The sequence below is a fragment of the Thermogemmatispora sp. genome (assembly GCF_019683635.1).
Lineage (GTDB): Bacteria > Chloroflexota > Ktedonobacteria > Ktedonobacterales > Ktedonobacteraceae > Thermogemmatispora.
Genome location: NZ_JADGIA010000181.1, coordinates 1 through 11,054 on the forward strand (window position 1 = coordinate 1; position 11,054 = coordinate 11,054).

General features: G+C 67.8%; 8 protein-coding genes. 5 read left to right on the top strand and 3 right to left on the bottom strand.

Annotated elements, in window-relative coordinates:
• Positions 1-75: 75 nt before the first annotated feature.
• The 5 genes from IRZ31_RS16875 (at position 76) to IRZ31_RS16895 (ending at position 7,929) form a co-directional block, all read left to right on the top strand.
• Positions 76-1,392 (top strand): MFS transporter, encoded by a 1,317-nt coding sequence (locus tag IRZ31_RS16875; RefSeq protein WP_297155742.1) that lies wholly within the window; start codon positions 76-78, stop codon positions 1,390-1,392.
• A gap of 57 nt (positions 1,393-1,449) precedes the next feature.
• Positions 1,450-2,265, top strand: a complete 816-nt coding sequence (locus IRZ31_RS16880) for a putative hydro-lyase (RefSeq protein ID WP_297155743.1) — start codon at positions 1,450-1,452, stop codon at positions 2,263-2,265.
• Between the two features lie 110 nt (positions 2,266-2,375).
• Entirely contained in the window at positions 2,376-4,478 is a 2,103-nt protein-coding gene (locus IRZ31_RS16885; protein ID WP_297155744.1) for a hydantoinase/oxoprolinase family protein, read from the top strand.
• Entirely contained in the window at positions 4,472-6,073 is a 1,602-nt protein-coding gene (locus tag IRZ31_RS16890; protein WP_297155745.1) for a hydantoinase B/oxoprolinase family protein, read from the top strand. Before IRZ31_RS16885 ends, IRZ31_RS16890 begins: the two co-directional genes overlap by 7 nt.
• Positions 6,074-6,135: 62 nt before the next feature.
• On the top strand, positions 6,136-7,929 hold the full coding sequence (locus tag IRZ31_RS16895; protein WP_297155746.1) for an NB-ARC domain-containing protein: 1,794 nt from the start codon (positions 6,136-6,138) through the stop codon (positions 7,927-7,929).
• On the opposite strand, the gene IRZ31_RS16900 is transcribed toward IRZ31_RS16895, so the two are convergent.
• The 3 genes from IRZ31_RS16900 to IRZ31_RS16910 form a co-directional block, all read right to left on the bottom strand.
• Entirely contained in the window at positions 7,863-9,173 is a 1,311-nt protein-coding gene (locus tag IRZ31_RS16900; RefSeq protein ID WP_363325688.1) for an MFS transporter, read from the bottom strand. The two genes, IRZ31_RS16895 and IRZ31_RS16900, sit on opposite strands and share 67 nt — an antisense overlap.
• A gap of 58 nt (positions 9,174-9,231) precedes the next feature.
• Positions 9,232-10,377 carry a rhodanese-like domain-containing protein gene (locus tag IRZ31_RS16905; RefSeq protein ID WP_297155748.1) on the bottom strand — a complete coding sequence of 382 codons (1,146 nt, stop codon included), beginning with the start codon at positions 10,375-10,377 and terminating at the stop codon, positions 9,232-9,234.
• Positions 10,365-11,054 (bottom strand): metalloregulator ArsR/SmtB family transcription factor (locus IRZ31_RS16910; protein WP_297155750.1); only part of this gene is annotated, 690 nt, incomplete at its 5' end. The genes IRZ31_RS16905 and IRZ31_RS16910, both read right to left, overlap by 13 nt.

Genomic DNA, 11,054 nt, shown 5'->3' on the forward strand with positions numbered 1-11,054 from the left:
TGGCTTCGCTTCTTGTCGCTTCGTGGCGCTCGTGTGCCTTATGTCTTTCGCTGACTTGCGGGAGGACCCACTGCCATGAACCTTGAGCAAGGCCACAGCAGTCTCGTTACCCCCCAGCGTAGCCGTCTCCTCTCTCTGGATTGGTATCGCACTCTGCGCGGCTCCTCCAGACATGCCTTCTGGGCCGCCTTCCTCGGCTACGCCCTCGATGCCTTCGACTACCAGATCTTTTCCTTCGTGCTGACGGCGACGGCGGCTGCCTTTGGACTGACGACCGGCCAGTCGGGCCTGATCGCCACGGTGACACTGGTCGTCTCGGCCTTCGGTGGCATCCTGGCTGGCGTCTTTGCGGACCTCATCGGGCGTGTCCGCACCTTAATGCTGACAATCGCCGTCTATTCGCTCTTCACGTTCCTCTCGGGTCTGGCGCCCAACTATGGCTTCCTGCTGCTCTTTCGCTCGCTGCAGGGCCTGGGCTTCGGCGGCGAGTGGGCTGCCGGTGCCATTCTGATTGCCGAGGTCGCTGATCCGTCCCAGCGCGGGCGCGTACTGGGAATGGTACAAAGCTCGTGGGCTGTGGGCTGGGGCCTGGCCCTCATCGCCTATACCCTGGTCTTCTCCTTCTTCCCGGCCTCGATCGCCTGGCGTATCTCCTTCTGCCTGGGCATTCTGCCAGGACTCATGACACTCTACGTGCGCTCGCGCGTGCCGGAGCCGGAGGTCTTTGTGCAGACACGCGCCGCTGAGCAACAGGCCGCCGGGGGCCAGGTGCGCAGTACGCGCAGCTCTTTGCTGCAGATTTTCCAGCCCGACCTGCTCGGGCGCACGCTGCCGGCAACCTTGCTGGCCATTGGCGCCCAGGGCGGCTATTATGCGATCTTTACCTGGCTGCCGACCTTCCTGAAGACGGTGCGCCATCTCTCGGTAGTGGGCAGCGCTCCCTACCTGGCGGTGGTGATTATTGGCTCCTTCGTGGGCTATGTGACCAGCGGCTATATCAACGACTGGCTGGGCCGCCGTCCGACCTTTGCCATCTATGCTATTTGCAGCGCCGCCTTGATTTTCCTCTATACCCAGATCCCGACCGGGGCGAATGGGCTGCTGCTGGTTCTGGGGGCGCCGCTGGGCTTCTTTGCCTCGGGCATCTTCAGCGGCTTTGGCTCTTTCCTGGCGGAGATCTTCCCGTCGCGGGCCCGCGGGGCCGGCCAGGGCTTCTGCTACAATTTCGGGCGTGGTGTGGGGGCCTTCTTCCCGACGATTATCGGTTTCCTCTCGGGGGCTATCGGCCTGGGCGGCGCTATCGGCTTCGGCGCCTGCGCCTACGCGCTCTGCCTGATCGCCCTCCTGCTGCTGCCGGAGACGCGCGGGAAGCGCCTGGTTGCGGTTGATTAGGGCGCCTCGCTGCGCTGACTCGTTGCCTTGACCTGAAAGGAGGTTCTGACGACTGCCATGCAGATGGAGGAACTCGCTCGCCTGAGCGCGGCGGAGGCGCGCCGGCTGATTCGCGCGGGCCGCTGGCGGCGCCCGACAACTGGGCTGGCCCTGGGTCATGTGCAGGCCAATCTGGTGATTCTGCCCGCTGATTGGGCTGAGGAGTTTGCCGAGCTTTGCCGGCGCAATCCCCAGGCTCTTCCTCTGCTGGAGATGACGGCCCCCGGCGACCCTGAGCCGCGCCGCCTGGCGCCCGGGGCCGATCTGCGGACCGATGTGCCGCGCTATCGCGTCTACCGCGAGGGGCGGCTGGTCGAAGAGCGGGAGGATCTCCTCCCGCTCTGGCGTCCCGATCTGGTAGCCTTCTTGCTGGGTTGCTCCTTCTCGGCGGAGCGGGCCTTGCTGGAGGCCGGGGTGCGCCTGCGCCATCTGGAGGAAGGGCGCAATGTGGCCATGTATCGCACGAATCGCCCCTGTCAGGCCACGGCCCGCTTGCATGGGCCGCTGGTGGTCAGCATGCGCCCAATCAAGGACGACGAGGTGGCGCGGGCCACCGAGGTAACGGCGCGCTATCCGCTAGCGCATGGGGCGCCGGTGCACTGCGGTGATCCGGCAGCTCTGGGTATTGCCGATCTGTCCCGGCCCGACTGGGGCGATCCTATCGCGGTGGCTCCCGACGAGGTGCCAGTCTTTTGGGCCTGTGGCGTCACACCGCAGGCGGTGATCATGGAGAGTCAGCCGCCGCTTGCTATCACTCATGCTCCAGGGTATATGTTTATTACCGATTGGCGCGACCAGGAGATCGACCAGCGCACAAGCGCGGGCGCACTCTGAGCGTCTGCGGTGAGGCCGGGCAGGTGCCATCAGCGCTGCGCTGGCCTGGCCAGCCTGCTTGCTGCTTGTCGTAGGAGAGGAGAGAGGACGGACTGTCGAGGAGTACAGGAATGACTGCGATTCTTGCCGGAGTTGATACGGGAGGCACGTTTACCGATCTGGTGCTCTTTCAGGAGGGGAAACTGCGCGTTCATAAGGTGTTCTCGACGCCGCATGATCCGTCGCAGGCCATTCTGGAGGGCCTCCAGGAGCTGGGAGCGTTGCCGCGCCTGCGCACGCTGGTGCATGGCTCGACGGTGGCCACCAATGCTGTGCTGGAGGGCAAGGGGGCCCGCACCGGCCTGATTACCACGGCGGGCTTCCGCGACGTGCTGGAGATCGGGCGGCAGACGCGGCCCAGTCTCTATAATCTGCGAGTGCAGAAGGTGCCGCCGCTGGTGCCGCGCGCGCGGCGGGTTGAGGTGATCGAGCGGCTCAATGAGCGCGGCGAGGTGCTCATTCCCCTGGATGAGGGGTCGCTGGAGGAGGCCCTGGCCACGCTGGCGCGCGAGGAGGTGGAGGCGGTGGCCGTGGTGCTGCTCTTCAGTTTCGCCAATCCGGCCCATGAGCAGCGTGTGGCCGAGGCGGCCCGCCGGCGGGGCTGGTACGTCTCGGCCTCGGCGGAGGTCCTGCCGGAGTTTCGCGAGTACGAGCGCACCAGTACGCTGGTGCTCAATGCCTATGTGGGGCCGCTGATCGATCGCTATCTGGGCCAGCTGGAGCAGGCGCTGCCGGCGGGCACGGGCCTGCGCATCATGCAGTCAAACGGTGGCTCGATTTCGAGCGCGATGGCGCGGCGCGAGGCGGCGCGTACCCTGCTCTCTGGTCCGGCGGCGGGCGTCGTAGGGGCGCGCTTTGTGGCCCGCGCCTCCGGCATTGAGCGCCTGATCGCGCTCGACATTGGCGGAACCTCGACCGATGTCTCGCTGGTCGATGGGGCGATTACGGAGACGACCGACGGACGCATTGGGGGCCATCCGACGAAGCTACCGATGATCGACATCCACACAGTAGGAGCGGGCGGCGGCAGCCTGGCCTGGTTCGATCTAGGCGGCGCCCTGCGCGTGGGGCCGCGCTCGGCGGGGGCTGTGCCTGGACCGGCGGCCTACGGACGCGGCGGCACGGAGGCGACGGTGACCGATGCCCATGTGGTGCTTGGGCGTCTGTTGCCCGAGGCTTTTCTCGGCGGCAGCCGGCGGCTCGATATGGCCCTGGCCCGTCAGGCCGTGGGGCGGATTGCTGAGCGCCTGGGCACATCGCTGGAGGAGGCGGCCCTTGGCATCGTGCGCATCGCCAACGCCAATATGGAGGCGGCCATTCGTCTGATCTCGGTCGAGCGCGGACTTGATCCGCGTCACTTTACGCTGGTGGCTTTTGGCGGGGCTGGTCCTTTGCATGCCTGCGAGCTGGCGGCAGCCCTCTCGATCCCGCGCGTGCTCATCCCAGCGGCCCCGGGCGTCCTCTCGGCCCTCGGCATGCTGGTGGCCGATGTCCTCAAGGACTATGTGCGCACGCTGATGGTGCCGATCGATCAGGAGCAGGCCCAGGCGACGATCGAGGCGGCGCTCGCAGCTCTGGAGGAGCAGGGGCGGGCCGATCTGCTGGCCGAGGGCTTTGCGCCTGAGCAGATCCAGATCGAGCGCTATCTGGATCTGCGCTATGTCGGGCAGTCCTACGAGCTGACCATTCCGTTTGGCGGCGACTGCGCCCGCGCGGCTCAGCAGTTCCATCTGGCCCATGAGCGTCGCTTTGGTTACAGCGATCCTAATGAGCCGGTGCAGGTGGTCAACGTTCGTCTCAAGGCGCGCGGCCTGGTCGAGCCGCCAGTGCTGGAGCGCCAGCCGCTGCAGCCGGAGGCGGTGGTCCACCCGCTGGAGCGGCGTCAGGTCATTTTTGCCGGTGAGGCCGGGCCAGTGGCCCATGAGGTCGCTATCTACGCCCGCGAGGCCCTGGTGCCGGGCGCCCGGTTTACCGGTCCGGCCATTGTCACCCAATACGACACCACGACCGTTGTGCCGCCAGGCTGGCGGGCGCGCGTCGACGCTGTGGGGAACCTGTTGATCGAGCTGGCCAGCGATGGCCCGACGGACGCGCAGCAGCTGCAGCAACAGCGCCGTCAGCCCGCGCAGGCAGCTCAGGCCCAGCTTGCTGAGGAGGGGTCGCACGTATGGTAGATGCCATCAGTCTGGAGATCTTTCGCAGCGCTCTGACGGCCATTGCTGAGGAGATGGGGGCCGTGCTGATGCGCAGCAGCTACTCGCCCAACATCAAGGAGCGGCGCGACTTCTCCTGCGCCCTCTTTGATGCTCGCGGGCGCCTGGTGGCCCAGGCGGCCCATATCCCGGTCCATCTTGGCTCGATGCCCGATTCGGTGGCCGAGGCCCTGGTGGCCTTCGACCATTTTGCGCCTGGCGATATCATCGCCCTCAACGATCCCTTTCTGGGTGGCACGCATCTGCCCGATATTACCCTGATTGCGCCGATCTTTGTGGAGGTCGAGGAGGAGCAGCGCCTGATCGGTTTTGCGGCCAATCGGGCCCACCATGCGGATGTCGGTGGCATGGCGCCGGGATCGATGCCGCTGGCGACCGAGATTTATCAGGAGGGGCTGATTATTCCGCCGCTCAAGCTCTGGGAGGCGGGCCAGCCCAATCGGGCTTTGCTGGCGCTGCTCTTGCGCAATGTGCGGACGCCGGATGAGCGCCGTGGTGACCTGGCGGCCCAGGTGGCGGCCAATCGCACGGCGGCGCGCCGCCTGCAGGAGCTGGTCGATCGCTGGGGCCTGGCGGCTTTGGAGGAGCATGTCGAGGCCCTGATCGAGTATGCGGCGCGCATGGCGCGGGCCACCATCGCGGCCATTCCCGATGGCACCTATCGCTTTACCGATTATCTGGATGATGACGGCGTCACTGGGGAGTGCATTCCGATTGCGGTGACGGTGACGGTGCGTGGGAGCGAGTTGACGGTGGACTTTACGGGGAGCGCTCCCCAGGTGCGCGGCAATGTCAATACGGTGGCCTCGGTGGCGCGTTCGGCGACCTATTATGTCGTGCGCTGTTTGATGCCGGAGGATGCGCCGATGAATCATGGGACCTTCGCCCCGGTGACGGTGATCGCGCCGCGTGGCTCGGTGGTCAATGCGCGTCCGCCGGCGGCGGTGGCTCAGGGCAATGTTGAGACGTCGCAGCGCCTGGTCGATGCCATCTTTGGGGCTTTGGCGCAGGCCCTGCCGGAGGTGGTGCCGGCGGCCAGCCAGGGAACGATGAACAATATTGCCGCCGGTGGGATTGATCCACGGACGCAGCAGCCCTTTGCCTACTATGAGACAATGGGGGGTGGCATGGGGGCCCGCCCGGGTCTCGATGGGTTGTCGGGGGTACATACCCATATGAGCAATACGCTGAATACGCCGGTGGAGGCCTTCGAGTACGCTTATCCGATGCGTGTGACGCGCTATGCTCTGCGCGATGGGTCGGGGGGCGTGGGGAAGGCCCGCGGGGGCGATGGGTTGGTGCGCGAGATTCGCTTTGAGGCGTCCGCCGAGGTGACGCTGTTGACCGAGCGGCGCCGCCTGCCGCCCTATGGCCTGCAGGGGGGCGAGCCGGGGCGCTGCGGGGAGAACTGGCTGTATCGCCGCGATGGCGAGGTGACCTTGCTGCCGGGCAAGGCGCATTTCCGCGCCGAGCCGGGCGATCGGCTGGTGATCGCCTCGCCCGGCGGTGGTGGCTGGGGCCAGGCGCCCGCGCCTGCCGCTGCCGAACGGACCTAGCGCGGGCCGGCCCGGGCTGGGCGGGACCAGGCCGGTCGTCATCTCCTGCAGGAGTGCCCACGATGAAACCGAATCTGCGTCTGAGACATGAGCGCGAGATGCGCGGCTGGTCGCAGGCCAGGGTCGCCGAGGCCATCGGCTCGTCGGAGAAGAATGTCAGTCGCTGGGAGCGGGGTGTCTCCTCGCCGCAGCCCTACTATCGCGAGAAGCTCTGTCAGCTCTTCGGCAAGAGCGCCCGCGAGCTGGGCTTTGTGGAGGATGCCGAGGGGACGCCTCTGGAGCGCGACGCTCTCCCTGGTCAGGGCCGCCGTCAGGAGCGGGTGCTTGATCCGACCATGCCACCGCTGCCGAACGAGGGGCGCGGCTTGGTCGGGCGCGAGACCCTGCTTGGGGAGCTGGTGTCTCAGCTCTGCGCCGGGCGCTCGCTGGCGCTCTGTGGACTGCCCGGGGTGGGAAAGACGGCCCTGGCTGTGACGCTGGTGCACGATCCGCGCGTGCTGGCGCGCTTCGAGGCCGGCGTGCTCTGGGCGGGATTGGGGCCGCGCCCCAATGTGTTGGAGCATCTGCGCCGCTGGGAGCAGTTGCTGGGGGTGCCGGCGACGGTGGGAGAGCTATCGCTGGAGGCGCGGGCCCGCGCTTTGCGGGCGGCCATCGGGCAGCGCAGCTTTGTGCTGGTCATCGATGATGTCTGGGAGCTGGAGGCGGCCCTGGCCTTCAAGATCGGCGGGCCGCGCTCGGTCTTGATCGCCACGACGCGCTTTCCTCGCCTGGCGCTGGCCATCGCCGGCGAGGGAGCGCGCACGATCCATGAGCTGGAGGGGGCCGATGGCCTGGCCTTGCTGGCGCAGTGGGCACCGGAGGCGGTGGCCCATGATCGGCGCGCCGCTTTGAGTCTGGTCGAGGAGGTCGGCGGGCTGCCGCTCGCTTTGACTTTGTTGGGAAAGTATTTGCAGTCGCAGGCTCATAGCGGTCAGCCGCGCCGTTTGCAGGCCGCTCTGGCGCGGTTGCGCAGCTCGCACCAGCGCCTGCATGTCAGCGAGATGCGCAGCCCATTGGAGCAGCCACCGCATCTGGCCTGGGGGACTCCGCTCTCGCTGCAATCGGCGATCGCGGTCAGTGATCAGCAGCTTGACGAGCAGGCGCGCGAGGTGCTGCGCGCGCTCTCGGTCTTTCCGCCGAAGCCCAATAGCTTTAGTGAGGAGGCAGCCCTGGCCGTGGCGCAGGCGCCGCCGGAGGCGCTCGATGCCCTGGTCGATGCCGGCCTGCTGGAGAGCAGCGGCGCCGGACGCTATTTGCTGCATCAGACGATTGCCGACTATGCCAGCGCCCATCTGCGCGATACGCAGGCCGGCGAGCGTCTGGTGGCCTATGTGACGAGCCTGCTGGAGCGGCATGGGGGCGACGACGCGGCCCTGGAGCTGGAGAATCGCAATATTGTGGCCGGCCTGCAGTATGCCTTTGAGAATGGTCGCCATGCGCGCTTTATTCGCGGGGTGCTGGCCTTTGCCCCTTTTCTGCGCCGACGTGGCTTCTATGATCTGGCCCGTCTCTATTTGCAACGCGCCTATCAGATTGCTATCTGGTCGAGCGATGCGGGGACGCAGGTGCGCCTCTTGCTGGGCCTGGGCGAGGTGACGCTGCGCCAGGGCGACCTCAAGGCGGCGGGCGGCTATCTGCGCGAGGCGCTGGTGCTGGCGCGCGAGGGCGGGCAGCGGCGCGAGTGGCGGCGCGTTCTGCGTCTGTTGCGCTATCTGGCCTGGCGCCAGGGCGAGGCGGAGCGGGCCGCCGATTATGGGCGCGAGCTGACGGCGTTGCGGGAGGAGAGCGGGGAGGCCGGGGCCGCTTGCGATGACTGAGGGCGCGGCAGGGTCTCGCGCATGAGCAGGGCGACGAGGAGGCCAGAGAGGAAGGTGAGCAGGGCAACCAGGCCGATGGCCCAGGGAATCGAGAGCAGATCGGCCAGCAACCCGGCCAGGATACCCCCGACGGCATAGCCGCTGTCGCGCCAGAGGCGGTAGACGCCGACCGCTGAGGCGCGCCAGTCTGGAGGCGTGACGTCGCTGACGGCGGCCAGGAGGGTCGGGTAGACAAGGGCGGTGCCGCTGCCCAGGAGCACGGCCCCCAGGAGCCAGAGCCAGAAGCCGCGCGTGAGCAACATCAGCGCCAGAGCAATGGCCTGAACCCACATCCCCACACTGATCATCCCCTTGCGCCCCAGGTGATCCGAGAAGGCTCCCGTCAGGAGCTGGCCCGCGCCCCAGACGGCGGGATAGGCAGCGACCAGCCAGCCGATGTGAGCGGCGTCGAGGCCGGCGGCGGCGAAGTAGAGCGGGAAGAGGCCCCAGGAGAGGCCATCGTTGAGATTGTTAACCAGGCCCGCCTGGCTGACGGCCAGCAGAGTGCGGTCGCGCCAGGAGACGCGGGCCACGATCTGCCAGAAGCGCGGTGCTGGCTGTGCCTGAGCCTGGCCCGGCTCCGCCTCCTCGGCGACGCGCTGCTGCAGCTCTCTGGCCTCCTGGCGGGCGTGCCCCTGCGATTCGCGGGCGCCGAAGAGCGAGAGCAGCAGGCCGCAGAGGGCCAGTAAGGTTCCCAGCAGGAAGGGCTGCGGGCGCAGGGCGTAGGCGGCGGCCAGGTAGCCGGCGGCCAGGGCGGCCCCGGAGACGGCCAGATAGCCCGCTGCCTCGTTGAGACCCATCGCCAGGCCGCGCCGCCGCGGTCCCACCAGGTCGATTTTCATGATGACGGTGGTTGACCAGCAGAGGCCCTGGTTGATACCCAGCAGGACGTTGGCGAAGACGACCCAGCCCCAGTTTGGGGCCACGATGATGAGTGGCGAGACCAGCAGGCCGACAAGCCAGCCCGCGACGAGGATGCGCTTGCGTCCGTAGCGGTCGCCCAGACGGCCCGCCAGCAGGTTGGCCAGGGCCTTGACGAGGCCGAAGCTGACCAGAAAGGAGAGGATTGCCGTCTTGGAGGCCAGGCCAAAGTCGTGGGCGGCCAGCAGCGGTAGAATGGTGCGCTCAATGCCGACGAGCGAGCCGACGAAGGCGTTGATGATGACGAGCAGCGTGAATTGCTGCCAGTTGGCGCGCAGGCCCAACTGCGGGACGGTGCTCGCCGCTGGCGCTGCTCTCTCGCCCTGTGGGCTGGTGGGCTGATTAAAGAGTGACGGCACAGCGATTTCCTCCCGCTTCTAGCTCTGCGACAGGGACGGCGGGCCAGTGGCCGCTTTCGTTGGCGGCGATGATCTCCTGATAGTGGGCCGGGGGCGCCGGCAGGCTGCTGAGCACCTGGGAGCTGAAAGTGGCGGGCGATGCCAGGAGTGGGACCAGCCAGGAGCGCACAGCGGCCAGGGTGGTCAGAACGGGCTGGCCATCGAAGGGCAGCGGGTGCGCGCTGTGGGCGGCCAGTAAGATGGTGTCGTCGGGCAGCGCGAGGAGCCGCTGCAGGCTGGCGTAGAGCATCTCGGCGCGGCGGCGAGCCTCCTCGGCGTCGGCGTCGAGGTCCGGGCGTCCCAGGCCCTCGGGAAAGAGGGTGTCGCCGCTGAAGATGAGGGCTGGCGTCCCCGGGAGACTGGGCAGCAGATAGCAGGTGCTCTCGGGCGTGTGACCAGGCGTGCGCAGGGCCTGCAGTTGCAGTCGACCAACGCTCAGCTGCTGGCCGTCAGCGACGGGGATGAAGGGGAAGGTGACTCGCTGCTGTGCGGGCAGCAGCAGGCTGGCCCCGCAGCTCTCCGCCAGGGCACGGGCGCGCGAGAGGTGATCGGCGTGGATGTGCGTTTCGAGGACGGCGACAATCTGCCAGCCGCGCTGTCGGGCTTGCTGCACATAGACGGCGGGATCAAGGGCCGGGTCGAGCACGAGGGCGGCGGCGCCGTCGCTGATCAGGTAGGAGAGGCAGCCTTTGCCGGTGCGCCGGATCTGGATGATCTGCCGCTCTTGCTTCGCCTGTTCCGGCTGGTGGACACCGCCGGGCGCGACCGGGGCCGTGTTCCAGGCCAGGCTCCAGGCGCGCATGCCTCCCTCCAGGGAGTAGGCGCTGAAGCCGCGGGCTGCCAGGAGAGCGGCGGCGCGCTGGCTGACCTGGCCGGCCTCGCAGACGGTGACGATGGGCCGGTCCGTCGGTAGCTCTAGCTCTTCCAGTCCTCCTGTCTGGCCGGACTTGAGGGCCTCGTAGGCGTCAAGGTGCTGGCTGCCGGGGATCGACCAGGCGGCGTAAGCGGCGGCGGGTCGCACGTCCAGGATGGTCACGGGCTGGCCGCTCTCCAGCCAGGTGCGCAGGGTCTCGACGCTTACACTTGCCATGAGAAGGCGCTCCTTTCCTGGATCACGGGCAGGCCCCGCTCTTGCCATTCGGGGATGCCGACTTCCAGACGCCAGGCCCGAAAACCGTGGGCGCGCAGGAGGGCGACGGCTTCGTCGGCGAAGACGCAGTAGGGGCCGCGGCAGTAGGCGATGATCTCACTGTCGCGAGGCAGCTCACCAAGATGGGCCTCTAGCTCGCTGACGGGCAGCGAGCGCGCCTGTGGCAGGTGGGCGCTCTGGTATTCGTCGCGGGGGCGCACGTCGAGCAGGAGGGCGCGCCCGGTGTTGAGCAGCTCCAGGGCGGCGTCGATGCTCAGGGCCGGCAGTTGCTGGCGCTCGGGCAGCCAGGTGGTTACGAGGCGCTCTAGCTCGGCCAGGTGAGCCTCTCCGGTGCGCCGCAGGGCCAGCCAGAGGCGTACCACCTCGCCGGACGCCAGCCGATAGCGCATGTGGCGTCCCTGGCGATGCACTTCGACGAGCCGTGCGGCCCGCAGAATCTGCAGGTGCTGCGAGACGGTGGCCACGGGCAGGGTGGTCTCACGGGCCAGCTCTTCGACGCTGCGCTCGCTCTGGGCGAGCAGGTCGAGCAGCTCCAGTCGGTGGGGGCTGGCCAGGGCTTTGCCGATGCGCGCCAGTTGCTCGTAGAGCTGGTCTTTAAAGGCTCGCTTGCTTTCAGA

Excerpts from the sequence above, each read along its gene's own strand:
- IRZ31_RS16875 (WP_297155742.1), top strand. The coding sequence starts at position 76 with ATGAACCTTGAGCAAGGCCACAGCAGTCTCGTTACCCCCCAGCGTAGC.
- IRZ31_RS16880 (WP_297155743.1), top strand. The coding sequence starts at position 1,450 with ATGCAGATGGAGGAACTCGCTCGCCTGAGCGCGGCGGAGGCGCGCCGG.
- IRZ31_RS16885 (WP_297155744.1), top strand. The coding sequence starts at position 2,376 with ATGACTGCGATTCTTGCCGGAGTTGATACGGGAGGCACGTTTACCGAT.
- IRZ31_RS16890 (WP_297155745.1), top strand. The coding sequence starts at position 4,472 with ATGGTAGATGCCATCAGTCTGGAGATCTTTCGCAGCGCTCTGACGGCC.
- IRZ31_RS16895 (WP_297155746.1), top strand. The coding sequence starts at position 6,136 with ATGAAACCGAATCTGCGTCTGAGACATGAGCGCGAGATGCGCGGCTGG.
- IRZ31_RS16905 (WP_297155748.1), bottom strand. The coding sequence starts at position 10,377 with ATGGCAAGTGTAAGCGTCGAGACCCTGCGCACCTGGCTGGAGAGCGGC.